A 25621-nucleotide genomic window follows, 5' to 3' on the forward strand; every position below is an offset into this window, starting at 1 on the left:
GGGTTACTCCTTCTCTTCGCTAGAGGATTTATCGCTAAAAGATTTGTCGCTAAAGGGTAAGGATTTGACCACTTTGGCAGGGTTGCCCGCCGCGACCACAAACGCCGGTAGTGACTTGGTGACGACGCTTCCTGCCGCTACGACGGTACCTTGGCCGATCGTGACACCAGGGCAGACGGTAACATTGGTGCCAAGCCAGACATCGCGCTCTAAGGTGATATCGCCGACGTCTTTGTCTAAATCCCCTTCGCCTAACGCGCGAAGTTGCGGATCAAGCGAGTGACCCGAATATCCAAACAGAAAAGCACGTCCCGCAATGCGCACGTGATCGCCGATGATCACTCTGCTGCCCACGGCGATGGTGGTTTGCCAGCCGATGTCGGTGTTACTGCCCACCACCAGTGTTGGGCGTTGAGATTGGGGGCGGGCAGAAAAGGTAGTGTGGCCGCTGATGCGCGCGTCATCGGCGATATGTATCTCTAGCGCGCCTGACACATAAGGGACGCCACCGTACAAATACAAGCGTTTACCGCATTGGTTCACCCGACCTTTAAAAATTGGTGTGTGCCAAAGAGTGCGCAGCAGTGTTTGCACTGTGAGTGAGACAGTGCGATGAGCGTGGTACATCAAACGGCACAGTGCAGTGGGAAAGGGAAGGTCATAAGCACGAATCGCTTTAAGCGTTTGGAAAGCACGCTGCTTCGTCGGGCTATCGCCATCGCGCAGCCACAGTTTGAAGGTGTTTAAATGGGTCGCCAACATCATTGCCTCTTAAGGTGTTATGAGTGTGTACTCCTTAACACTTCACAGAGTGTGCCAAAATATAAAAGCCTAGATTTCATTAAGTTACGTTTGGTCTTTGGCGGCATTCTCAATTTGAGAATAGTTTTGACTTAATTTTGCGGTGGCGATGCATATTGAGGCGAGAATATACAGCGGCCAAGTGAAGCCTTGGGTAAGGAAGGTACCCGAGACTATGGTGCCCACCAGACCGGCATAGGTGGCGAAGGTCGTTGCATGTAAATAGGTCGAGCAGTCGCACTCTGGTTTATCTAGAATGGCGAGCGCGCTGCGACTGGTGAGAATCAACTTGACGATAATGCCGCAAAAGACAATCAAACCGAGAAACCCGGTTTCAGCCAGTACGCCAAACCAAGTGCTGTGCACCGCGTGATTGACCCCATCCCAATGCGAGCTGTAGAAAAAGTAATTGGGGAAAAAGTTGTTTAAACCCACACCTGTCAGCGGGTTGTCCAGCGCCATTTTAAACGCCGCTTCCCACGCGTAGAGTCGTCCCATGGCAGAGGCGTCGATGCCTTCCTCTGCCGCGCCGCCCGATTGACGATCTGACACGCCCGCCAACGCAAACAGCACCAGCATGGCGACTACGCCCAGCGTGATCAGTAAAGTTTTGGAGCGAATCATTTTTAGACCGAAGATGCCAAACACCGCCAATGAACCAAGCAGGCCGCCGCGGCTCTGTGTGGCGATCACCGCCCACATCGTAAGCAGCATGGCCCCAAAGGCGAGATAGCGCAGCGGACCAATCTCTTTGGCGGTGGCTAAACTGACGGCAAACGCCAACGGGAACATCAGCACCAGAGAGAGATCGTTCGGATCGCCAAGCACTGACCCCAAATGGCGACCTATGGTGACCCGCGTCCCCTCAACCAATCCAACCCCTGACAGTGAATTGGAAATCGCCACGATAGCAATCAGGGTTCCTGCAATAACAATCCAAATTGAAAAGTGTTTTACCGCCTCTTCATTGTCGAGCAACCACGCGACGGCGAACGTCATAATAATGATCTTCCAATAGATGTTTTTGATGTATTCAATTGCAATCCCCGGGTTCGATGAGGTCACCGCGCCAAAAATAACCAACGCCCAGAACACGCTCAGCCAAGTGAAGGCTGGGTGCCAATACATCTCCAATTTACGGGTAATGATGGCATGCCAAAGCAGCGCCGATAGCGCGCCAAGTGAAAGCAATAACGGGATTTTCAGTGAGTAGAGGGCAGGAAGTGCTTCATGGATGCGAAAAAACGAAAACAGAACAAAAAACATCACCAACCAGAAGGAAAATCGCAGCACAAACAGCAGCGCAAACGGCAAAAAGCACAGCACCACGATCACGGCTGGGTGAGGGAGAAACTGCCACAATGCAAACAGCGTCAGGCAGAGCACCGTCATGGCGCTGAGTGTCATCCATTTACTTGCAACCACCATCGTTTGGCTCCCATGCTATCAGTGAGGTGAAATGGGTTAGGGACATTGGCACATTGTCAGCGCGACCTGCTGCATAGTTAATGCGCTGGGCTTCGTTTAAGCATAGTGCTTAGCTTGGAAATCAGCACTTTTTGCGCCACTAAGTCCTCTAAAGAGAACAGTTTGGCGAAGAGAGACAAAGCGATGAGACCGATTAAGCTCAACGCGCTGATCGCCATATACAGCCCTTGATCTTCGAGCCAAAGAGGCGTCAATACCGTCACCGCGCTCAGTATGATGACTTGGATTAGCCAAGCGAGGTGAAACGGCAGTGGGTGATGACGCTGACTTAGCGTGAGCACAAGCACAAAGCGCACAGCTTGACCAAAGCCGAGGCAGATAAGAATCGCGCCTGCGCCCATCTCGTAAAACCACACGCAGAGCAATAAGGCGGCTGTTGTCGCAATCACGTTCGAAAGCAGCAACCATCGAGATTGCTTTGCCGCCAGTAGGCCGATGTTGGTGAGCTCGGTAAGCTCTTTTAATACCATGATGATGATTGCCAAAGGCAACAGTAATGCCGCGTGCTGGTAGCTAGCGGGCATCGCCACATTGATAAAGAGCTGGGCAAACACGCCAACGCTCACCGCGATTAGGGTGAGGCACAGCACGCCAAGCTGAGTCATGCGCACCACGTAGCCTTGTTGACCTTTTTCCAGATGCGCAAAGCGTTTGGGCATCCACATCATATGAAACGGTTGAATCAAAATGCCCACCGCCAGCGCAAATTTAGCGGCAACCGCATAAAGACCAAGCTGATCGAGATTATTGCCCGCCGCGATAAACCAGCGCTCAGCACCACTCATACCAAACGCCACCATCGCAGACAGCATGATGGGCGTTGAATAGCGCAGGTAGCGCAGTAGTGTCGCTCTGCTTGGCAGCGATAAACGAAAGCGCAGCGATAGATGAAGAAAAAGGAATTGGCCCAATGTGCAGGTTACATTCCAGGCCACAATAGCGGTGATACTGGTGGTAAATTGCAGCAACGTAAATAGCCCGCCAAGCTGAAGGACCACAGTGGCAAGGGTCAGTTTGACGAACAGACTCGCTTGATCGTTTAAACGCAGCCAAGCTAAACAGATGGCTAGCGGCGCTTCGTAGCTCACCGCTAAGGCGATGAGAGCAATGTGCTGTGCAGATAAATCGCTAGGTGACAAGGCAAATAGCGTTACACCCGCAAAGGCACTGAGAAGCAGAGAAATCAGAATAGTCATGCTGTAGAGTTTGCTGGCGAGACGTTTGCGAGTGGTGTGCGCCTCTTCAACAGCAATAAATCGGTAGAGGTTTTCATGCATGGCTAACCCGACGACCAGGCTTAGAAACATGGTCACCGAACCAATCAGTTCTAACTGACCAAGCGCACTAGGGCTGAGGTATCGGGCGACAAACGGCAGGGCGATCAGCGCTGAACCTTTCATTGCGATAAGGCTGAGGGCATAAAGTGCCATCTGTGCTATCGGATTCTGCTTGGCCATAGTGACATCCTCTGTGTTGTCGTATTGATTATCTCATTGTTTACGTTTGATATTAGGGGTTACGCAGCGCTGAGCGTGTTCGCGAAGGCTTGATAGCACTGTGTGGCGGTATAGCGTTTAGCGATGCGCTGCGCGCCTTGACAACATGTAGAAAAGAGTGCCTTTTTCGTCACGGCTTGCTCGATGGAGTGGGTCAGCGCCTCGGTATCGCCCGCCGGATATTTGATGCAGTGCTCGCCGTCAGTCAGCACTTGATCCCAGTAAGATCCATCTTGAGGGAGGATGACGCACATCCCTGCGGCGAGCGCTTCAAGAATCGAGAGACCGAAAGGCTCATTGACACTGGTCGAGACAAAGATGTTGCTCTCACGGCGCAGGGTGTCGAGGTTGTCTGGATCATGGTGCCATTCGGTGTATTTCAATAATACCGGTGCGCGCGAAACAGGCAGTGTGGTCGATGTCGGAATCAAATAGCAGATGTGGGTTGCAAAGCGGGTGCGCTGATGTGCGGTTTTGAGCGCTTGCACAAACAGATCCAAACCCTTCCATTTAAGCAATGATGCCGCCCAAAAACAGACGGGTGTTTTGTGCTGACAAACGCTTGGCCAGTGAGACTCTTGCAAGCCATTAACAAATTCGACATAGCGCTCGCCGTTAAGGTAACACTCACTCAGTGCGTTAACCTCTTGCTGACCGAGCGCGCTTTGCAAGTAGCAGCTTAACGCTTGGTTAAGGCTGGCTTTGGTCGAGGGCAAATAGTGCACCGAATCCGCTTGGGTTAAGCAGTACCCAATCGAGCGTGACAGCCCGACATTGCCGTGGATAAACTGAATCACCTCAAAACGAAAACAGGGCTTGAGCAAATAAAGCGGCATATCCAGCCCAGGACCAGACGCGCCGACCACCTGCTTGAGCTGACGAGTGGTCACGCAAATCATCGCCAAGGCAAGCATAAACCAAAGCTGACACAACCAGTAGCGCGCACCGTTGTGCTGCTTGAGCAGTGAACCGGGAATCCAGAGACGCACCACTTGCACGTCGTGGGTACGATAAACATCCGAATTGCGCCAAAACGTTGGGTCCACGGTGGCGATAACAAAGCGTTTTGCATTGACTTTACAGGTGCCAAGGGCGACGGCGGTGGCAATTTTGGATCCGCCCTTAAAGGGAATCGGATCAAACACGAGCGCTGATGAGCGGGGTGATTTAGCCATGTTGACCTCCAAAGCTGAGTCGGTTGCTGATGGCGGTTTTGATGGGCAGTAGAGTGCGAAGCACACCCACTTTCTTCGGCTGCTTTTGCTTGATCAGCTTGCGATATACGCGCTCAATACTGGCGCACGCTACCGAGGTGTCATAATGCTCAGTGATGTGCTGATAGGCGTTTGCCACTAAGCTGTCACGCAGTGCTTCACTGTTGATCACATTGCGCATCGAATTCGCCATCGGGCCGTAGCCTTGATTCACGTAGAGGACGCCGGTTTTACCATGCTGAACAAACTCAGGAATGCCGCCTTCATAAGGCGCCACGACGGGGATCTGTGCAATGGCGGCTTCAGCGACCACAAGGCCAAACGCCTCACTTCGAGCGCCGCTGATAAAGGCGTCACACCCTTTTAACCAACCCACGACATGGCTCTGCTCGCCCACAAAATGCACGTGATCTTGCAGGTTTAGATAGTCACACTGCTGCTCTAAGTGATCGCGTTGTGGGCCATCACCAATCACAACCAGCTTCGTATTTGGATGCTCAAGCACCACATGGCGAAGGGAGGTAATGATGCGATCAATGCCCTTACGGTGAATGAGCGAGCCGACAGTGGCAAAAAGAAAATCGTCAGCCGCGAGGCCAAGCTCTTCGCGCACATTCACTTCTGGCTGGGTTTCAAGTGCAGTGACATCAATGCCATTGTGGATAACAGAGAGCCTGCGTTTATCAAAGCCATCACGCAAGAGCGTGCGCGCCACGTATCGGCTGACGGTAATCACATGCGGCGAAAGGTGAATGCCCAGCGTCATGCGATCGCGGGCCGTGTATGGGCAGTGAAGCTGCGTGACTAATGGCGTACCCGTCGCGCGGGAAGCCGGAATCATCCACTGACAAGGCGCGCCACTGTTGACGTGAATAAGGTCAACATTCAACTTGTGCAGCATGACGGTGGCCTTTTTGACCAACCTTGACCACGCTGAGATATCCAAGCGCGGCTTACTCCAACCGAGCAGCAGTGGGAATTCATCCAACTGACAGCGCAGACTCATCATCTCGACCTGTTTGGCCAGCGACGGGTTATTGGTCCACACCATTGGGTAATAGCCAAGGTGCGCGACGTATTTGATTTGGTCGAGCAAACACTTTTCGCTGCCACGAATCCAATCACTGCCGTAATGAACAAAAAGAATACGCTTGGCCATGGGGCTTCTCCTTAGCGGTTAATGAGTATAACAACCATAGAGCAAGGAGGGTGCCAATTGTGATGTGCGTATAACGTATTGAATTTATGTGTTATTTATTTAGGCGAGGTGAGGCTCAGTTTAAATTCTCAAATTGACAATCACTTTGGTAGTGAGGTCCATAGTAGAGTTTGAGTAGCGTCGGTAATGCCGCGCGCAGGGAGTAGTGACGACGAATTGTCTCTACAGCGCGGTGGCGCAGAGCCTGATCTTGCGCGTTATCAAGTGCCAGCACTTGGCACAGTGTATCGGTTAATTGGACAGGATCACTAACGAGAAAGCCATTTTTGCCGTGTTTAATCAGTCGGCTCAAATTACCGACATCCATTGCGATGACGATGATTCCCCGTGCCATCGCCTCAAGCGCTGTCATGGGCAACCCTTCAAATCGCGAAGGAATGACCAATACGCCGATGTCGGGCCAGATTTGATTCATCTCAGCTTGATGACCATGAAAGGTAAGGTTAGCGAGTCGCGGCTGCTGGCTTTTGGCCTCTTCTGGCCCAGTACCGTAAACATCAAAATGGTGATTAGGCAGTGCTTTGGCAAGGCCGACGAAGCGGTCTGGCGCTTTTTCAAAACTGAGCCGACCGACATAGGCGATTTGATTGCCGACTGAAGCCGCAAGACCTTGCGTGTCGATAAAGTTGTTTTGCAACTTAGAACGAAACGGGATGCGAGCGCGAATCGCATCGCTGACACAGAGTGTGTGGTGAGACATAAACGCGCTGTAGCGGTCTAGGGCATCGTAGAGCCACACTTTACCACTGGGCACTTCGCCAGCATGGTAGGTGGAGAGTTGACGCACGCCGGTGATTAACCTCGCCACTTTCCCCATTAAACTTGCTTTGTAGCCGTGGCAATGCAGGCACTGTGGTGCGTTCTGTTTTACTCTCTCAATTAAGGCAAACAGGGGCGGCTGACCACTGTCTGAAAGACAGTCGACGTCGACACCTATATCACGAAGTTTTTGTTCGAGTGGGCTGGCTGAACCATAGCGTCTGACCAAGAGTACGCGCACCGGTACGTGATTGCGGATAAGTCCGGTCGCCAGCTGCAAGACGTGGGTTTCGATGCCGCCGTAGGTGAGTGAATCGATCACCAACCAGACGGGTTTAGCTGAGCTCTTGCTGCTCATCATTTTCCCATGCCTGTTTTTTACGATAGACGGTCGAGGGGCTCAACTCCAACAAAACAGCGGCATTGAGCACGTTGCCATCACAATACTCAATCGCTTGCTGAATGGCTTCTCGCTCGATTTGCCACATGGGCCGGATAGTGATTGGTCTATCTTCAACATGAGTGATAGGCTCGTCAACGCTTTGTGCGGCGACGCCGGGTTCTGGTTGAGGTGAGGGCGGCACAGTTTGCGTGGCGGCAGGGCTAGAGACATGCGTGGGCGTGGCAACACGTGCGGGGGTTTTACCGCGGGTAATTTGCTCTGGCAAATGATCGTATTGCAGTTGGGTATCGTCATTGAGCACGACAATGTTACGCATGATGTTTTGTAATTGGCGCACATTGCCCGGCCATGCGTAGCGCTTGAGCGCTGTTTCGGCTTCTCGGCGAATAGAAGTGAATTTTTTGCCGTCTTCTTTAGCATAGAGGGTGAGAAAATGTTTGGCGAGCGTGACAATATCGTTGCCTCGTTCGCGTAGCGGCGGCATTTCAATCGGCACGACATGGACACGGTAGTATAGGTCTTCACGAAAGCGGCCTTCTTCAACCTCTTTGAGAGGATCACGGTTAGTCGCGCAGATGATGCGCACATCCACCTTCATCTCTTTACTGCCGCCGAGGGGCGTAAAGGTGCCCGTTTGCAGAAAACGCAGCAGTTTCTTTTGCATTTCCAGCTCCATTTCACACAGCTCATCCAAAAATAGGGTGCCGCCGTGGGCCATTGACGCAGCGCCTTTGCGATCCGCCGTCGCGCCAGTGAAGGCGCCTTTTACATGGCCAAAAATCTCGCTTTCCATCAGATCTTTGGGTATTGCGCCGCAGTTAATGGCAATAAAGGCGTTGTCGCGTCGTTTGCTTTCATTGTGAATGGCTTCGGCGCACACTTCTTTACCCGTACCACTTTCCCCGACGATAAACACGCTCGCGCTAGTGGGGGCGACCGAATCAATGATTTTGTAGACGCCTTGCATCGGCAAGCTAGAGCCAATAAAACCATGAAATTGAGGTCGGTCGAACTTGGCTTCGATGTCTTCAACAAGGTGCTCAAGCTTGGCTTGCTTGATGTGCAGATTGATGGAAGTGATCAGTCGGTCTGCATTGATCGGTTTCTCTAAAAAGTCTTTCGCGCCTTTTTGCACTAAGCTCACCGCAAGATTGACGGAGCCATGCGCGGTGGCCACCACCACGGATGTTGGGATCTGCTTTTCATTGATCCAATCTAAAATGTCTTCACCATCCATATCGGGCAATTTGAGATCGAGAATCACCAGATTGGGTGCGTGGCGCTCAATAAACGCCATTGCGTCCCGCCCTGTCTCAACATGAAACATGTCAAAGTCTTCATGTTTGACGTATTCCTTATACAAAATCGCGAGGGACGTTGAATCCTCGATAAGAAGTACTTTAGATCGCATGATTGATTCCTTGGTTAAGTCCTTGGTATTGGCTGCGAGAATTGAGCGCTTGGTGTGAAGCGAGCACTCAAAAGCCCTGTTGTTGTCGTTCTTGTAGGGCTTGGATCGATTCTTGTGTCAGCTGGTTGAGCTCAGGACACAGCGCGAACGCGGGTGCGGCTTTATCATCCAGACAGAGGTGCTCGATTTTGCGTGCAAGGTTGGAGAGGCGCCGACAGCCGAGTGCTAACGAGGCGCTGCCCAGAGTATGACTTTCAAATTCAAGTACAGATTTGTCGTTGTCGCTGGCCGCTTGCATGATGCGCTGAATGCGTGATTGGGTCTCTTCAACAAAGTGGTCGATCAGCATCGGCACCACTTCTGCACTGGTATCTTGGATCATCTGCTTAATGATACTCTCATCGATTAAACTCACATCGCTTCCTTCTAAACGGCTGATATACATTAAGAATAGTCGAAAATATTCCGTCAGCGGTTTAATTTAACGAAAGAGTTACGTCGATCGCGCTTTCAGCAAGCAGAGAGTGAATCAATGCTGATTGAGCAGCTCGTTGCTAAAGAGTTTATTTTGCAGATAGCGGCGAAATTTTGGGGTAAGGAAAGGAATGCGATTGAGCTCTCGCACCATTTCTTGCGCAAGTGTCGGCTGATTTTTTAGATTAAACACGCTGCCGAGCAGCGAAATGGATTCGTTGCTCAGCAGTTGTGTCGCTTTCTCAAGTTGCCCTGTGGTGGTGCTGCCACCAAGCACCACAATCGCGGTCTGATCGCAGGCGGTGGCGGCCACTTGCGCGGGAATATTCCCTCGGTTAATCAGTAAGATTGGTGAGGTATCACACACCACGCGGTCGTAACAGCTGAGCCATTGTGTCATGAGCGCTTTCATGCAGCGCGGGTCTCGATACTCGAGCAGCGCCTCGGTGGTGGTAGGGGCTGGTACACCGGTAAACAGCTTGTGGCTCACTTCGTGTTCAAGCAACATGCCGGGCATATCTTGATTGTCTATCGCTGATAGGCTCGGGATAAGCGAGGGGTGGAAGGTGTTTAAATCCACCACCAAGGTTTTGAGGCCGGAGAGCAGATAGCGCTCCGCCAAAGCCGTTGCAACAGACGTGACGCCGTCACCTGAGTTGCACGAGGTAATACAGATCGAGCGACAGCCTTGCATTTCAGCGGCGAGATAGAGTTGCTCAATTTCAGCATGAGTCGCAGGAATCGTCATTACAGCGCTCCTATCAGTACTATGGTTGTTGTGAGTCGCAGAATATCTTCTAAGCCAACACGTGCTTTCTCAAGAAAGCTCTCATTGCGATCGGGCACATAGATGGTATCACCCGCGCGCAATACAGGCAGTTGGTAGATATTGGCGGTTTTACTGAAATCAACCAGATCAAAGGTTCTTGCTTGGCCTTGGCAGCAGGACATATTGACGATGGAAATCTTTTCTAGATAGGCTCTGTCTGACGGGCCGCCGGCTTCTGCCAGTAGGTCAAGAATGGTCATGTTGTCGTCGAACACATAGCGACCCGGGCTATTGACCGCCCCGAGCACGCGCACGGTGGACTCTTTGGGCGTATCCAACCACACTTTATCTTTCTCGGGGATATAGATGGTGTCACCCATAGTGACATTGGGCAGCAGGCTTTCGTCGCCCGTCTCAAAGTAAAGTGAAAGGTTAAGCTTGCTTACTTTGGCGTAGCGTTTGTCTCTGTGGGTGACACGAATGTTGTGAATATCGGCGTCTTTGGTTGGGCCGTCAGCCGCGGAGAGAATATCAAGAAAATGCATCTCTTTAGTAAAGCGGTAGCGACCAGGGGCGTTGACTTGACCAAACACATAGATAGAGGCATCGGAGCTTTGGCGCACCCATTGCGACTTGTTGTCACTGGGATCTTGCGGAAGATCGTGTACACGCACAATCGAACCGGCGCTAATGCGAGGCAGTGCCTGACTTGGCGCGCCTTCAAGAATGAAGGTATCGAGGTTAAATTTATGCATCGTACCATCGGCGGTCACCACTTCAATCTTTGAGGTGTCGGCGCGCAATGTCGGGCCACCGACATGAGCAAGCAAGTCCATCAAATCCATTTCGTCTGACCATTCGATGCGCCCAGGTCTCACTACCTCACCAATCACACTCACCGCACGGTTAGGCGCTATTTTAAGCCACGACTTTTCATTCATGTCGGTTTTTTCCGGTACGAAAATGGCGTCGCCAGACTCAATGGTAGGCATAGCTTGCGGATTTAAACCTTCTGTAAACGCCGTTAGGTCAAATTTGACGACATCGCCATTGGCTTTGATAAGGCGAATCTGGCGAGACTCGGCAAAGCGGGTTGGTCCCCCTGCATTGGCCAAAATATCCATAAAAGAGGCACCATTTTTACTTTCGTACGCGCCTGGACTTGCCACTTCGCCCATGATGTAGACCACATTGGCCCCCGCACGAATCTCTTCTTCTTGCTTGGGCACGAAAATGGTCGTGCCGGGATTGATCGTTGGGAGGAGCGAGGTGTCGCCGCTATCAAGATAGGCTTTGAGATTAAATTTTTGCGGCGAGTTTTCACTGATGACGCGGATCTGCTCAACAGAGGCATAGCGAGTCACGCCGCCAGCACGCATTAGAATATCAACCAGATCTGTTTGTTCTTTGTAGCTAAACGAGCCCGGTGCATTCACTTCGCCAAACACCTTGATGGCGGTGCGCGCGTCGGCGCTGTCACCGGAGTTGGCGAGCTTAGCGGCATCGAACTCTTGTTCTATGTTACCGACCAGCGGAGATGCTGGGACAAAAATGGTGTCAAGGGACGCCAGTTCGGGCAGCAAACTTTCATCGCCCGTATCGAGAAAAGATTTGTAATTAAACGACTGTTTGTCAGCGCCGCGCTTAAGCAACATGTTGTTCAACTGAGCGCCAGAGCGTAGCCCGCCCGCTGCGAAAATGGCCATTTGTACATCGGCACTTTTTGCCAGAGTGTACTCGCCGGGTGAGTTGACATAACCTTGTACTGAGACAAGGATTTGTTGCTCAGCGATAAACACCGTGAGGTTGGAAAGATCGCGAAACACCCGCTCAAGCGATTGTCGCACAGCGGATTCGAGCTGCGCTTCGTTGTAGCCTGCCACATACAGTGCGCCCACTTCAGGCAGAGAGATTCGCCCCCGTTTGTCCACTTGGAAGCCTTTGTTGAGCGTCTCTTCTCCAGGTAAGTCGACTTGAATGAGATCGCCAACTTGCACGCGCTCGACCGCCCAAGCTTGAACGCTAAATACGAGACATAGTGCGATAAGCCATTTACTCCATACCATGCTGGCCTCCTTGCGTCAGCTCTTCTACGTCAAGCACTTCCACACTCACGCGGCGGTTGGTAAGTTTGACACCTGCGCTATCGCCTTCAAAAAGGGGCAGGGTGTCACCAACCGACTGGGTTTGAACTCGGTTGGGCTCTAAGCCAAAAATGGTTAAATAGCGTTTGACTTGCTTCGCACGGCCCATTGCGAGCGTTTGATTGTATTGGCTGGAACCATCGGCATCGGCATGGCCGGTCACGCGCAGCGTCAAGGTTGGATGCGTACGCAGAATGTTCGCGGCTTGCGCGAGATGACCCATGTATTTGGGGTTGATTTCCGTCGAGTTGTGGGCAAATTGGTTGTCGACGTTGAGGAGTTCGAACAGTGAATCCACAGTGCTCAAATGCTCCTGAAATTGTTGTTCGTCCTGAGGAGGCACACAGTTCGCTTGAGAGGTGACATAATCTAAACGCTGCTCAAGTTCATTGAGACGTTTGCGCTGAATCACCAAATCGTTGGCGGCGTCGACCAAAAGTCCGCCCTCAAGCTCACGTGCGATTCGGTTTTGTTTTTCAACCGCTTGAACCACCGCCGCAGGAAAGCACCAGCGAGCGCCTTCTCGAATCAGGGAATCAAGGTGCAGTTTGGCAAGTTGCCAGTCAAACCTGAGCCCATGCTCGGGGCCAAGTGGCTCATCTGGCATCACTGGCGAAAAGCTCGATTGCAAATATTGCTCGGCCAAGCCACCTTGACCTTCATCCGGGTAGCTGCTGCACCCGAATATTAAGGTTGTGGTGGCGATCACCGCCAAAGTACGAAGTTGGGTTGCCATACCGACGCTCCTGTTTAGTTAGAGTCTTATTGCTCGGGTAGTGCGACATTAATGCAGCTTCGAATTCACAGGAATCGCCTGGCTAATGCGCAGCAGATTCATGATTTCCAGTGGCTGCCCGCTGACATTTTCGATACGCATTTGGCGATTACGCTCGACTAAACGCTTGTACAAATACACCAGCGCACCGATGCCTGAAGAGTCGAGAAACTGCACGTCTTTAAAGTCCACTTCGATCTCCGTTTTGTTTTGATCGTCGATAATGGAGTCAATGTAAGGCTGCGCACTGCGACTGCCTTCTGCGTCCATGTTGCCGTGAATAATCAGTGAAATAGTATTGGCGTTGAGTTCTAGAGTTTGCATTTCCATGGTCAATCCCTCGATAAGTGTGTGGGTTGTGTTTGGCTTATCGGTAGTAGAGCATGGAGCGTGCCAATTTTATTTCTTATATATTTTAATGAGTTAAGTTGATCTTCTGTCATTTTCTCATTTTGAGAAATTTGCTTTTGTCATTTTGACAAGCAATTCAACTGCAATTGATAACGTTCTAAGTTTAGGTCAACATGAAGTGGCTCGAACGAATTTTGTTCACAGTTGCATAAGCTTGTAGGCTGAACAATGATGTGCGTAACGCTTTTACATGGATGAATGTTATGCATTTACGTTACACATTAACGGCTTTAGCCATCGTCACGGCACTGACAAGCCAAGCGAGTGAACCCACTGGTGCGGATCCCTGGCTGCAAATGCCACTCGCCAACAGTTATGATGCGAATGTCGATGTTGAGGCGTATTGGAAAAGTGAAAAGCTCGATGGGATTCGAGCAATGTGGACGGGTAATACCTTGCTGACTCGAAGTGGCAATCCAATCCATGCGCCAGCGTGGTTTACCGAGTCACTACCGGATTATCCAGTGGAAGGCGAGTTGTGGGCAGGGCGAGGGCGCTTTCACATCGTGCAACAGACAGTGATGGATACCACACCTCACGACGCAGCGTGGAAACAGATCGACTTTATGCTGTTTGATTTGCCGACCTCGGCAGGCAATTATCAAAAACGCTATTACAACTTAATTGCCTTAGTCGAGACCATTGACCGGCCTCACATCCGCTATGTTGAACACACGCCGATAGGCGATGAAGATGAACTGCTACGCTACCTAGATAGTATTGATAGTGATAACGGCGAAGGGGTGATGCTAAGAAAAATCACCAGTCGTTACCAAGCCGGTCGCAGCACGGACCTACTCAAACTGAAAAAATATCAAGACACGGAAGCGCAAGTGCTTGGTCATAAAGTAGGTAAGGGAAAATACAAAGGCATGCTCGGCGCGCTGCTGGTCAAGCTGCCGAACGGCATAGAGTTTTACATTGGTAGCGGGTTTAACGATGAACAGCGCCGCAATCCACCACCACTTGGCAGTACCGTTACCTTTCGCTACAACGGACTGACTCAAAATGGTGTGCCCAAGTTCGCGCGTTTTATTCGCGTCCACCAAGAGTAAGAGGTCTCACTTTCCAGCCAGCTATCAGCGTGGAGAGTCCCCACACCGCGCAAAAAGCTGCTGCCAATACTTAACGTGTTCTAGCGTGGCTTGGCGATATGCCTGGTAGACCGTGTCAATAGGGTACGCCGGTTCAAGAGGGACGTCAGTGAGAAAAGTGAGATGCGCTTCTAGCACGTAGTAGAGTTTATCGTAATAGCTCAGTTCCGGTTGTATTTTCTCTATATAAACAGATTGGAATACGTTACGTAGATAGCGATACCGAGTGGTGTCACGGCCGGCGCCACACACAATCACATCATCGTACTGATGCAACTGCTTGGTGATGGTATCAAGCCATAATGTACTGTTTTGCAGGGAAAACAGTAGATTCCCCAACCACAATTGCTTGTCCAGCACCTCTTGATGAGGTCGGATTGGATGGGCGTATTGCCACGCACTGCGTGGTTCAATCAATTCGGAAATGCCTGCCAAGGTTTGCAACGCACTGACAAAACGCTCATCAGGAAATCCATTACTCGGTGAGAGCCAATCTTGAACTTGAAGTTGTTGCCGCATCGCATCGCTGGTGTAGAGCAAGTTAAACCAATGGCTGCTGAGTTGCGCCTCTTTGCTAGGTAAGAGTGTCGAGAGCGTTGCTACGAGCGCAGGAGAAAGAGACTCAGCGTTGATACAGCGTTGAATACCTCTTAACAACTCTGTTTGATAATCGAAATTGGCGAACTCGTCTTGCACTTTTCCCAGTGACGAATTTTTTTCAGCGATCAGGTGAAAGAGCCCACATTTTCTTAACTCATAGCTGTCGAGCAAGCCAATGGTTGTGGCAGCGATGTCGATTCGAATGTCTGATTGCGCGGGGAGCGACCAATAAACCGCATCTGGCGGATCCAGCTCGGGTTTATCTTGAACATTCGCAACACGGCTTAAATAGTCGTCAAATCGTCCACCAGTAGAATGCGCGCCAAAGTCGCAGCCTGATAAAAGCGCGAGCCATCCTATCGCCACCAACCCCATTATCAGTGTTCGGACGTGACGACCGATGGATAGGGTCATCGTCCGATTGTTCTTTGTTGTTTCATTGACATCATAGCGAGGAGTCATGGATTACTGTCTGGTGGTTTGATTGTTAAGTTGTTACGTATGAGGCCAAGTATGGTTCAAAAAGACCAGCATGTAGCTGGTCTTAAGAAGAAAACAGGTGATGAGCAAACACGTCCTTATTTCGATGCAAACTCTAACTGCAACTGTTCAGGTTGGCGGTGCATCCACTTGAGGCGCAGACCCAGCATCAGTGCAGCGGAGGACAAACCGACAATGAATCCCATCCAAAAGCCGTGTGCACCCATGGGTTCGGTAATCCAATCGGTCATCGCGAGAATGTAACCGGTGGGTAGCCCTAACACCCAGTAGGCGATAAAGGTACGGTTAAAAATCGCAGACATGTCTTTGTAGCCACGAAGCGCACCCGCAGCGACCACTTGAATGGCGTCAGTCACTTGGTAAATCGCCGCTAGTAGCAGCAGTTGAAGAGCAAGATCGATCACCGCACGGTTGTGAGTGTAGAGCAGCGCGATCTGTTCACGAAAGACGACAGTGAGGACGGCCGTGGCTAGTGACAGTGTCACTGAGACAATAATGCCGACACGAGAAGCCACGGCGGCGCCATCCACACTCTCTTCACCGAGCTTATGACCCACGCGAATACTGGTTGCGGCGCCAATGCTCATGGGCAACATAAAGACCAGCGAACTGAAGTTGATCGCCACTTGGTGAGCGGCGACGACCAAGGGCCCAAGAGGGGCAACCAACAGCGCGACGACCGCGAACAGTGTGACTTCAAAAAACATCGCGGCAGCGACGGGAAAGCCCAATTTTAACAAGCGGACTTGAGCAGCCAGCTTGGGTGCACACCACTGACCAAACACATTGATATGCGCTAAGCGTTTCGAGGTCACCACGTAGAACAGCAACATGGCAAACATGATCCAATAGACAATTGCGGTGGCAACGCCACACCCAACGCCGCCTAACGCCGGGGCGCCAAATTTACCAAATACAAATATCCAGTTGAGAGGGATATTCAGCAAAAGCCCGAGAAAGCCAATCACCATCGCGGGCTTGGTTAACGACATACCATCGGTAAAACTGCGCAAGGTTTGAAACAGTAAAAAGGCCGGAACGGCAAGCATCACCGCATCCATATAACCGATGGTTTTGGCCGCCATCACCGATTCTACATCCATCAGGCCTAAAATCGTTTGTGTTTGCAACAACACAATCACGGTCGGCACGCTGAGTAGCAGTGCCATAATAATGCCTTGATGAATTTCAAATGGGATCTTGTGCTGACGACCAGAGCCATTGAGCTGCGCGACAACCGGCACCAATGCCATAAGCAAACCGATACCAAATAAGATGGTCGGCAACCAGATACTGGCAGCAATCGACACCGCCGCCATATCGGTGGCACTGACGGCCCCGGCCATCACGGTATCGACGAATCCCATTCCGGTTTGAGCGACGGAGGCGATCAAGACAGGTGTGGCCAACTTGATGAGGGCTTTGGCCTCTGATTGATAACGTTGCACGGAAATCTCCAACTTACGGTCGTTATTGTAATAGAAGTGAATAGTACGCTTGTGCGCGATGATAAAGAAGTGTCACACTAAGCGCCATCAAAATACGTATCAATACTGTCTTATCTTGCACACTGAGCAAGGTGAGCCCGACAAAACAGGTGGAAGTGAGTATGTTTACGGGAATTGTACAAGGAACGGCGCAAGTTGTATCCATTGAAAAAAAAGAGAACTTTCAAACTCATGTGATCGCGCTTTCAGAGGTGATGCGAGAAGGACTGGCTATCGGCGCATCGGTCGCGCATAACGGCTGCTGCTTGACGGTCACGCACATCGACGGCGAACACATCAGTTTTGATTTGATGCAGGCGACGCTGCGTTTGACCAATCTTGGGGAGTTGAACGAGGGCGACCAAGTCAATATCGAACGGGCGGCTAAGTTTGGCGATGAAATTGGCGGTCATTCGATGTCGGGTCACATTAGTGCAGTGGCCAAGATCGTTGAGATCATTGATACACCTAACAATCGTACTATCTGGTTTGAGTTGCCTGAAGAGTGGCTCAAATACGTATTAGCCAAAGGCTATATTGGTCTAGACGGTTGTTCACTGACCATTGGTGAGGTTAAAGATTCGCGCTTTTCGGTGCACCTGATCCCGGAAACCATGCAGCGTACCTTGTTTGGTCAGCGCCAAGTGGGTGATGCCATCAATGTTGAGTTTGACCCGCAAACCCAAGCGATTGTGGATACCGTCGAGCGCGTATTGGCAAGTCGCACCTAACCTCGTTAGGCGAACGTGGATGACCAGCCCTGAGCGCTCCTTACGTTCAATCAGTGCCGCTCTTTAGGCTCGAACGTTAAAAAATTTGCTCGTCATCTGCGTCGACTTGAAGCTCAACCGTATCATGCAACTCGTCGACCATCATATTGAGATGAATGGTGTGACAACAGGCTGGGCAGTCATCATAAAAGTTTTGACTGCCATTGGACGCGTCGAGCGTAATGGCAATATGGTGCCCGCAATGAGGGCAAGAGATACGTTTTTCGGTGTATTCACGCATAACAGACTCCTTACAACAAAACCGCCTTTGCGATGAATAAAGCATACGCTGACTTGTTGCTGTTTGACGTGAATTAAGTAAAAAATTTGACCGACCAAGGAAAAATCCCACCAAAGACGTAGGCCGCGCAGTTTGTCTACGCGGCCTTTGGGCTAGATTTAACGTATCTTCTCTACACGTAAAGCTGAGGCGTAAAGACTGACCAAGATCAGTAGCTCAGAATCGTGTTGATGCTTTTTTGTGCTTGCTCGAGATAATGCCCGCCAAATTGGTTATAGTGATTTAAGAGGTGGTAGAGGTTGTAGATCTCTTTACGCTCGGAATATCCAAGATCGAGCGGTAAAATACTTTCATAACCTTGATAAAACTCAGGCTGAAACCCCTCAAACAGCTCTGTCATGGCAATATCGCACTCGTGATCACCCCAATAGCAGGCGGGATCGTAGCAAATAGGACCAAACACAGAGAGCGACGCGTTACCATGCCACAAATCACCATGAAGTAGCGAAGGGCTAGGGTGGTGATTGGCTAAGCGGTCGCGGATGACTTGGGTAAATTCATCAATATCGACCAAATTAATCCCTTTCTCTTTCATCAGTTGCAGTTGCCAACCGATACGCTGCTCTGCAAAAAAGTGGTTCCATTTTTTCGTCCACGGATTGGGTTGTAAGGTCGCACCAATATAGTTATCGACATCAAAGCCATACTCTTTTTGTTCACCCCACTGATGCAAGCGTGCCAGTTGCTGACCAAACTTGTAGCTGTTTTCGGCATCGTCGAGCGGCTTAGTCGGTAGATAGTTGAGGATAATGAAGGCGTGAGTCTTGCTTTTGCCAACGCCAATCAACTCTGGGACAAAAACGGTATTGCTCTCCCGCATAATACGAATGTTTTCCGCTTCAATTTCGAACTTAGGCAAAAATTCACGTGTGTTCACTTTGACGAAATAACGTTGCTCTCCATCAGAGATCATATAGCAATCACTGATATCGCCGCCGCTAATGCGTGTTTTTTCGAGGATCTCGAAATTGAACATTAGGGTATCGGAAAGGTGCTTAGAGATCGCTTGCCACATAATCTGCCCTCAACTCGTTGCTATAAATCCAGTTTAGAAGAGTTGACGCAAAATTACTGGTTTCTAGTGCAAAAATTTCAATCATTTCGAGACTTTAAACGTACGGTTAACGAAAGTGTGACCGTGCTCTAATCGAACAGTGAATTCCAGCTTGGTGCAAAAAATCAACATAAGCATGGATTCTTAGCCTGAATTGGTTGTGAAAGGGTAAAAAAATGACTTAGTATTATTACTGTATGGAACGACATAAGTAAGAGGGTGGATTGTGGTCGTTGACACAGATGGTTACTTAGCATTAATTGAACATTTAGCACTTAATATTGATATTTTCACAGCGGCTGATGGTGATACCGGAACAGAGAGCGTGGAAGACGTGGTGACCGATATGGTGGCAAGTAACATCATGGCCATTTTTGAGCAAAATCCTGAACTCCACTCCAGTGTCCGTTTCAAGTTACTTAAAGAAGCCGATTCTGTTGTTGAAGATTTGGGTGAAGTGTTGGCGGGTGTGTGGACTAAACCGGCGACCAATGATCAAATCACCTTCCTTGATGAGTTTATTGCTCTGTTGAAAAACCTGTTCGATAGCGCTGTCGCCAAATACGACTAACGCAGTGATTCGAGCCTGTCGGTAGCGACAATAAACAAAACCGTCCAAATAGGGCGGTTTTGTTGTTTTTAAATGTTCAGTTTATATTGTTCTCATTAGACGCCATGCCTACGCTGCCGGCGTCTCGATGCGCCTAAAGTGCCAGAACTTCGAGGCCCAATATGGATTATCCAAGCGAGAAATGATCACGCCTTTGGACGTCGAGGCGTGCATGAATCGCTTGTTGCCCACATAAACCCCCACATGACGCACATTCCACGAGGTTTTGAAAAACGCCAAATCACCGACTTGAGCGTCTTGATAGTCTATCTGTGCGCCGAGTTTTACCTGAGCTTTGGTGGTACGCGGAAGGCTCAATTCAAGTGCGTCGCGATAGGCTATCTGCACAAACGCCGAGCAATCAATACCAGAGTATGAGCTGCCGCCTAAACGATAGGGCACCCCTTTCCACTGCTCATAAACTTGCATAAATGACTGATTAACCGTTTGTTCGTGTGTGCTTAACGGCTGGTTAAGCGGTGCCTGCGCCGAGCGCTGTGGTGAACTGCTGCAGGCGAAAAGCGTTAGCGACATCAGTGTTGTCGCTATTGTGCTGGTGGGTATCCTTACGACTTTCTTCACATTCACTCCTGACACGTGGTTGTCATAATCACGTCATACACTACGCGCATCTAAACTTTTGTATGACGTCGGTTCCAAACTATGACTCAAAACAAACCCGCGACTGCGCACACCAAACATCGTAAATCGTTGTCACTGATTCAAACCATCAGTGCGGTGTTTCTCTCTATCACCATACTGGTGATCGTCCAGTCTGTCACCAGTGTGAAAGGCTTAGAGAGAGTGGATGCACAATTTCACCGCTTATCAAACCAAGCGCTGCCATTAGCGATGACGAACGCTAAGTTAACACAAACCATTTTAGACCAGCTCAAGCAACTGAGCTATGGCACACAAGTTGAGAGCCAAACGGAGTTGACGCAAATTCAAGAGCTGGTTGAACAGCGCATTAGTCAATCACATCAATATGCACAAGATGTGTTCACTATTGCCAACGAGTTTGATCAAGCCATTTCCACTGAAGATCAAACAGCGCTGGAGGACAATATTGAGCAGCTGAGTCAGCTGACGCGACAAATTCTCGCAACACAAGCGGCCCTTCTTAAGCGTCAAGCGCAGATCAACACTGACGTCAGCGGTTTTCGTTATGGATTGAGTTCAATCGGTCCTGAAATGAACCGAATCAGCTCGTTTTTGGCGATAGACAACCCAGAATCAAGTGATGCGGCGAACCGATTTATTGCCAGTGCCAGCTCAATGGAGAGCACTTTTCTGGTATTGATGATGCAAGACAACTTGGATCAGGCGATGGACGAATACAAAGAGATGCGCAACCGGATCGCCGGCATCACCTTAGCGTACGATGACTTCGCTGAGTGGCACCCGGATGTGGTTGAGTTTGCCAGCTTGAACGCGCCGTATGAGATGGTTTTAGCGGGGTTTGAAGACGGTGGCGTGTTACAACAGATCCTAGACAAACTTGAACTGGCCGATACGCAAAGAGCGAACGTAGCAAAAGCGGCGGTATTGGCTAACCAAACCGTCACTCTTTTGAATCAGCTCTCAGACACATCCGAGGGGCTAATGAACGATAGCCAGGCGGTCGTCAACACGGCGATGAGTCAGATTGTCTCGACCATGTTATTAAGTAGCGCCCTCTTAGTGACATTGGTGGTGGTCTCTTGGTTGGCACTGCGCAGCTGGACCTGTCGCGGCTTGAAGAACATTCTCGCTAGCCTCACCACACTCACAGAGCATGACTTTTCTCAATCGATTAGTTCAGTCGGGCCGTTTGAATTTAAAGAGATCGCCCGGAAGCTCAATCAAGTCGTTGCGTCAACCAATGAGTCTATTTCGACTGTGACACGCAACTGCGAAACCTTGTATCAAACCGCTGAAATCAGTCACAACGCCGCGGAGCAATCCAATCAAAGTTTGACTCAGCAAAACGAAGCGTTGGCGAGCATGGTGACCACGGTGACCCAACTAGAGGCATCGATTCGTGAAATCGCGCAAGTGACCAATGAATCTTACGGCGAGTCTCAAGCTGCAGCGCAGTTTTCAAGTCAAGGCGTCAGCGCTATTGTCGATAATCAAGCCAGATTGCAATCACTAGAACAGACATTAAACCTGAACGAGTCTTCGATGGTCGAGTTAGATAACCGCGTCAAACAGATCCGTGAAATGGTGGATATGATCGCCGGAATTGCAGAAAACACCAATTTGCTGGCTCTCAATGCTGCGATAGAAGCGGCAAGGGCAGGTGAGCAAGGGCGAGGCTTTGCGGTCGTCGCAGATGAAGTGAGGAAACTGGCTAGCGATACTTCTAAGCAAACTACGCAAATTAGTCAGCGTATGGGGGAGTTGGTCTCTGCGGCGGAGAAGTCGCGCCAAGCCGTCGCTGATACTAGAGCGGAAATGACCTACGCATTGGCGTCGAGCGAAACGGTGAAACACACCTTTGCCGACATCGAACAAGCGGTTAACCAAATCAAATTGCGCGTCGAGCAGATCACGGTTGCCACTGAAGAGCAAGAGCGCGCCACCGCTGATGTGAGTCAATCCATTACTCAGGTTTCCGATCAGGGTCAACAGACCAAATTGCAGCTGGAATCGATGGTTGAAAGCTCAGAACAAGTGGCCGACATTGCGGGCCAACAACAGACAATGTTGCATAAGTACCGCTTGTCCTGAGAACAATAAGCGAGAGAAATATCGATAGTTAGGTTTTGGGGCGGCGAAAGGGCTGAGACAGCATTTTATCGAGCCACTGCTCGCGTGGTTGGTTGAAGATCGGTAAACCGATCTTCACTTCATCGTGGCCCAAAGCGGGCTGGTCGATGTAAGTGCCAAACCATCTATCCCATATTGAAAGAAAGAAGCCAAAGTTGGAGTGTGTCTCACGAGGGATGACTGAATGATGCACTCGATGCATGTCTGGTGTGACGATGAAGTGACGTAGCTTTCGGTCCCAATCAAGACGCAGCTTGGCGTTGCTATGGTTGAACATCGCACTCGCATTGAGCAGCACTTCAAACACCACTACAGCAATCGGCGACACGCCCAGGCTCAATACCAAGGCCATTTTAATCAGCATCGAGAGAAGAATCTCTAGCGGATGAAATCTCGCCCCGGTGGTGACATCGATGTCTTGATCCGCGTGATGCATGCGGTGCAATCGCCACAGCAAAGGGAGTCGATGAAACAGGCGGTGCTGAATATAAATGGCTAAATCGAGCAGCAACACAGATAGGACAACATTGAGCCAAGCAGGTAACTCTAGCCAATGCATGACGCCAAATTGATACTCGAGCGCGTACAAAGCAACGCCAAAAGCGAGGGTTGGCAGCAATAGGCTAAGAACAACAGAGTTAAACGCCACAAGCGTGAGGTTATTGAGCCAACGCACCGTTTTACTCTGGGTCAAGGCTTTACGCGGCACACGCCACTCCCACAGTCCACACGCGAGCAGTACACCGATAAATACGCTAAGTCGAATAAATTGTGGGTCTTGCATGGTGTCCTCTACATCTTCTACTTCTACATCGGGGTGGGTTTTGATTGAATCTCCCATCATGCTAGGTACACTCTAGCTCCCTAATCTGACCTTGCCAAACATTGTATGAGAGTTCACGCGTTTCATCGCTTATATCAACACCGATTAGACCGCTCAACCAAGCCGTTTATTGCACGCGGCTGCAAAGTGGTGCGCTGTCCCTATTGCCAAGTGGCGCAGTCGTATTGCCTATGCGCGCATCAACCCAACATCGAGTGTGGCGTGCAGGTTTTGCTCATTGTCTCAGATAATGAAGTGTTCAAACCAAGCAATACCGGTCGGTTAATTGCCGATACCGTGCGTGAGACGCATGTCTATCAGTGGCAGCGCACAGAACCCGATCCAGACATGCTCGCCCTCATCGCCGATCCAAGTAACGCGCCGGTGTTGGTGTTTCCAGATGCCTACGTAGACGATAGATCTCGTTTAGTGACGCCGGAGTGGATTCAAAGCCAAAGCCTCAAACAACCCAATAAGACGCCATTATTGATTTTGTTTGATGGCAGTTGGCGAGAAGCGCGAAAGATGTTTCGCAAATCGCCTTATTTGGCGCATTTACCTGTTGTTTCGCTGACACCAGAAAGCGTGTCCCAATACCTGATTCGCCGCTCTGACAATGAGCAGCACCTCGCGACAGCAGAAGTAGCTAGCCTATTGCTGGCGCAACTGGGCGAAGTCAAGGCGTCTCGCACACTGAGCGATTGGTTTTCGGTGTTTCGTGAAGCCTATCTACTGACCAAAAGTCGTGGCTTGGGCGATGCCACTCGTCCGGCGCTGAAACATTTCATCGAACAGAGTGAAAATGAGAATTCGCTCTAAAAGCCACGGTTTGAGTGGCGATTGTCTGCGCACCTGGTTTTAAGCGACAACTAAATCCGTCATCGGTCACGGAATGTAGGCGTAGCAATATGGATAATGAGTCGATTTATAAAATTGATAACATTGATTTCTGGGAGAGAAACCATGTACTACGGCTTTGATGTGGGTGGCACTAAGATTGAGTTTGGTGCGTTCAATGAGCAGTTAGAGCGTGTTGCAACCGAGCGTGTGCCTACACCAACCGATAACTATGACTTGCTGGTCGAGACCATCGCGGGCTTGGTGAGCAAATACGATGCGCAGTTCGGCTGCGAAGGCAAGATTGGCTTGGGTTTACCGGGTATGGAAGATGCCGATGACGGCACCGTGCTGACCGTTAACGTTCCTGCAGCGAAAGGCAAACCGCTGCGCAGCGATCTGGAAGCGAAAATTGGTCGTGGCGTTAAAATCGAAAACGATGCGAACTGTTTTGCTCTATCAGAAGCGTGGGACGATGAGCTGAAAGATGAGCCTTCAGTGATGGGCCTTATTCTCGGCACCGGCTTTGGTGGCGGTTTGGTGTATGAAGGTAAAGTATTCTCAGGTCGTAACCACGTCGCGGGCGAACTGGGTCATATGCGCTTGCCTATCGACGCTTGGTTCCACCTTGGTGACAACGCGCCGCTGCTGGGCTGTGGTTGTGGTAAGAAGGGCTGTTTGGACAGCTACCTGTCTGGTCGCGGCTTTGAGCTTATCTACGAGCACTATTTCCAAGAGTCGAAAAAAGCGATCGATATCATCAGCGCTTACCAGCAAGGCGAGAGCAAAGCCGTTGAGCACGTTGAGCGCTTTATGGAGCTACTTGCGATCTGTTTTGCCAACATCTTCACCGCTAACGACCCTCATGTGGTCGCACTGGGTGGCGGTCTCTCGAACTTCGAATTGATCTATGAAGAGATGCCAAAACGTGTGCCGAAATACCTACTGTCTGTGGCCAAGTGTCCGAAGATCATCAAAGCGAAACACGGTGATTCTGGCGGCGTGCGCGGTGCGGCGTTCTTGAATATCAAGTAACGGATGGTTATTAACGCATAAAAAGAGAGCTTGCCTAGGCAAGCTCTCTTTTTGTCCGTGGATTAATGGGTCGTGGGATTTGCGGCTCATGGTAATTAAGTTAGTGAGCGCAGAGGCGTCTCTACGACTTCTTTTTACCCACACCCAAGTTTTCTTTTTGCGCTAGGGTGATTTTGTCAAACCCTAACTTTCTGAAGTGGTTGTCGCGGTAGTTGCGCATCGCCTTGGTGTCAGAGACGGATTCGATTTGCTGCTCCATCTTGAGATAGGCTGAAATATCAAGACCTTCCGCTTCGGCGACGGCTTCATGAATATTGCGATGCTGCTGGTAGGAAAAAGTCAGGGTTTTGTCTTCACCTTTGTAGGTGTAGAGGATGGTACGCGCCATAAA

Annotated in this window: 25 protein-coding genes; 6 read left to right on the forward strand and 19 right to left on the reverse strand. The window is 50.3% G+C overall.

Translation table 11 applies throughout. The features are described 5' to 3' along the window. Positions 1-3: 3 nt before the first annotated feature. From AC6R10_RS12440 to AC6R10_RS12495, 12 genes are all read right to left on the reverse strand, one after another. Complete coding sequence (locus tag AC6R10_RS12440) at positions 4-762, reverse strand: acyltransferase (protein ID WP_500672473.1); 759 nt, start codon at positions 760-762, stop codon at positions 4-6. 84 nt (positions 763-846) lie between these two features. After that, positions 847-2229 (reverse strand): O-antigen ligase family protein, encoded by a 1383-nt coding sequence (locus tag AC6R10_RS12445; RefSeq protein ID WP_500672413.1) that lies wholly within the window; start codon positions 2227-2229, stop codon positions 847-849. A gap of 77 nt (positions 2230-2306) precedes the next feature. Beyond that, positions 2307-3746 (reverse strand): lipopolysaccharide biosynthesis protein, encoded by a 1440-nt coding sequence (locus tag AC6R10_RS12450; RefSeq protein ID WP_500672414.1) that lies wholly within the window; start codon positions 3744-3746, stop codon positions 2307-2309. Between the two features lie 59 nt (positions 3747-3805). After that, a complete protein-coding gene (locus AC6R10_RS12455) occupies positions 3806-4960 on the reverse strand; it encodes a glycosyltransferase family 4 protein (protein WP_500672415.1) in 1155 nt (384 codons plus the stop codon). Further along, positions 4953-6158, reverse strand: a complete 1206-nt coding sequence (locus AC6R10_RS12460; RefSeq protein ID WP_500672416.1) for a glycosyltransferase family 4 protein — start codon at positions 6156-6158, stop codon at positions 4953-4955. The genes AC6R10_RS12455 and AC6R10_RS12460 overlap by 8 nt, the downstream gene beginning before the upstream one ends. A 115-nt stretch (positions 6159-6273) precedes the next feature. Next, positions 6274-7338 carry a glycosyltransferase family 4 protein gene (locus AC6R10_RS12465; RefSeq protein WP_500672417.1) on the reverse strand — a complete coding sequence of 355 codons (1065 nt, stop codon included), beginning with the start codon at positions 7336-7338 and terminating at the stop codon, positions 6274-6276. Beyond that, positions 7313-8791, reverse strand: a complete 1479-nt coding sequence (locus tag AC6R10_RS12470) for a sigma-54-dependent transcriptional regulator (RefSeq protein ID WP_500672418.1) — start codon at positions 8789-8791, stop codon at positions 7313-7315. Before AC6R10_RS12470 ends, AC6R10_RS12465 begins: the two co-directional genes overlap by 26 nt. Before the next feature lie 67 nt (positions 8792-8858). After that, positions 8859-9206, reverse strand: coding sequence for an Hpt domain-containing protein (locus AC6R10_RS12475; RefSeq protein ID WP_334555310.1), 348 nt, complete (start codon positions 9204-9206; stop codon positions 8859-8861). Between the two features lie 114 nt (positions 9207-9320). Continuing rightward, a complete protein-coding gene (locus AC6R10_RS12480) occupies positions 9321-10013 on the reverse strand; it encodes a P-loop NTPase family protein (RefSeq protein WP_500672419.1) in 693 nt (230 codons plus the stop codon). Further along, entirely contained in the window at positions 10013-12100 is a 2088-nt protein-coding gene (locus AC6R10_RS12485) for an SLBB domain-containing protein (protein ID WP_500672420.1), read from the reverse strand. The genes AC6R10_RS12480 and AC6R10_RS12485 overlap by 1 nt, the downstream gene beginning before the upstream one ends. Beyond that, on the reverse strand, positions 12087-12914 hold the full coding sequence (locus AC6R10_RS12490; protein WP_500672421.1) for an OmpA family protein: 828 nt from the start codon (positions 12912-12914) through the stop codon (positions 12087-12089). Before AC6R10_RS12490 ends, AC6R10_RS12485 begins: the two co-directional genes overlap by 14 nt. A gap of 48 nt (positions 12915-12962) precedes the next feature. Beyond that, positions 12963-13283: an STAS domain-containing protein gene (locus AC6R10_RS12495; protein ID WP_334555314.1), complete on the reverse strand. Its 321-nt coding sequence runs from the start codon at positions 13281-13283 to the stop codon at positions 12963-12965. A gap of 284 nt (positions 13284-13567) precedes the next feature. On the opposite strand from AC6R10_RS12495, the gene AC6R10_RS12500 reads away from it, so the two are divergent. Beyond that, complete coding sequence (locus AC6R10_RS12500; RefSeq protein WP_500672422.1) at positions 13568-14419, forward strand: DNA ligase; 852 nt, start codon at positions 13568-13570, stop codon at positions 14417-14419. Between the two features lie 24 nt (positions 14420-14443). On the opposite strand, the gene AC6R10_RS12505 is transcribed toward AC6R10_RS12500, so the two are convergent. Beyond that, the gene (locus AC6R10_RS12505) at positions 14444-15472 is read right to left on the reverse strand and encodes a DUF3080 domain-containing protein (protein ID WP_500672423.1); all 1029 of its coding nucleotides are present in this window, start codon (positions 15470-15472) and stop codon (positions 14444-14446) included. 164 nt (positions 15473-15636) lie between these two features. Beyond that, positions 15637-17049: an MATE family efflux transporter gene (locus AC6R10_RS12510; protein WP_500672474.1), complete on the reverse strand. Its 1413-nt coding sequence runs from the start codon at positions 17047-17049 to the stop codon at positions 15637-15639. A gap of 119 nt (positions 17050-17168) precedes the next feature. Here AC6R10_RS12510 and AC6R10_RS12515 point away from each other — a divergent pair, with 119 nt between their 5' ends. Next, the gene (locus AC6R10_RS12515) at positions 17169-17777 is read left to right on the forward strand and encodes a riboflavin synthase subunit alpha (RefSeq protein ID WP_500672424.1); all 609 of its coding nucleotides are present in this window, start codon (positions 17169-17171) and stop codon (positions 17775-17777) included. A gap of 76 nt (positions 17778-17853) precedes the next feature. Here AC6R10_RS12515 and AC6R10_RS12520 read toward each other — a convergent pair whose 3' ends face one another. Continuing rightward, positions 17854-18057, reverse strand: coding sequence for a CPXCG motif-containing cysteine-rich protein (locus AC6R10_RS12520; protein ID WP_334555318.1), 204 nt, complete (start codon positions 18055-18057; stop codon positions 17854-17856). A 208-nt stretch (positions 18058-18265) separates the two neighbouring features. Beyond that, the gene (locus AC6R10_RS12525; protein ID WP_500672425.1) at positions 18266-19132 is read right to left on the reverse strand and encodes a fructosamine kinase family protein; all 867 of its coding nucleotides are present in this window, start codon (positions 19130-19132) and stop codon (positions 18266-18268) included. 265 nt (positions 19133-19397) lie between these two features. On the opposite strand from AC6R10_RS12525, the gene AC6R10_RS12530 reads away from it, so the two are divergent. Continuing rightward, positions 19398-19742 (forward strand): DUF3802 family protein, encoded by a 345-nt coding sequence (locus AC6R10_RS12530; RefSeq protein WP_500672426.1) that lies wholly within the window; start codon positions 19398-19400, stop codon positions 19740-19742. A gap of 108 nt (positions 19743-19850) precedes the next feature. Here AC6R10_RS12530 and AC6R10_RS12535 read toward each other — a convergent pair whose 3' ends face one another. After that, a complete protein-coding gene (locus AC6R10_RS12535) occupies positions 19851-20315 on the reverse strand; it encodes a C40 family peptidase (RefSeq protein WP_500672427.1) in 465 nt (154 codons plus the stop codon). Positions 20316-20444: 129 nt separating this feature from the next. Between AC6R10_RS12535 and AC6R10_RS12540 the strand changes: the two genes are divergently transcribed. Then, on the forward strand, positions 20445-22496 hold the full coding sequence (locus AC6R10_RS12540) for a methyl-accepting chemotaxis protein (RefSeq protein WP_500672428.1): 2052 nt from the start codon (positions 20445-20447) through the stop codon (positions 22494-22496). 28 nt (positions 22497-22524) lie between these two features. Here the strand turns inward: AC6R10_RS12540 and AC6R10_RS12545 are convergent, their stop codons facing one another. Then, positions 22525-23319 (reverse strand): sterol desaturase family protein, encoded by a 795-nt coding sequence (locus tag AC6R10_RS12545; RefSeq protein ID WP_500672475.1) that lies wholly within the window; start codon positions 23317-23319, stop codon positions 22525-22527. A 105-nt stretch (positions 23320-23424) separates the two neighbouring features. On the opposite strand from AC6R10_RS12545, the gene AC6R10_RS12550 reads away from it, so the two are divergent. Continuing rightward, the gene (locus AC6R10_RS12550) at positions 23425-24177 is read left to right on the forward strand and encodes a tRNA-uridine aminocarboxypropyltransferase (protein ID WP_500672429.1); all 753 of its coding nucleotides are present in this window, start codon (positions 23425-23427) and stop codon (positions 24175-24177) included. A 144-nt stretch (positions 24178-24321) separates the two neighbouring features. After that, positions 24322-25230, forward strand: coding sequence for an N-acetylglucosamine kinase (nagK, locus tag AC6R10_RS12555; RefSeq protein ID WP_500672430.1), 909 nt, complete (start codon positions 24322-24324; stop codon positions 25228-25230). 121 nt (positions 25231-25351) lie between these two features. Here the strand turns inward: nagK and AC6R10_RS12560 are convergent, their stop codons facing one another. Further along, on the reverse strand, positions 25352-25618 hold the full coding sequence (locus AC6R10_RS12560; RefSeq protein WP_500672431.1) for a DUF2960 domain-containing protein: 267 nt from the start codon (positions 25616-25618) through the stop codon (positions 25352-25354). Between the last annotated feature and the right edge of the window lie 3 nt (positions 25619-25621).

It is taken from the genome of Vibrio sp. R12-SG2-ISO1, from assembly GCF_059834045.1.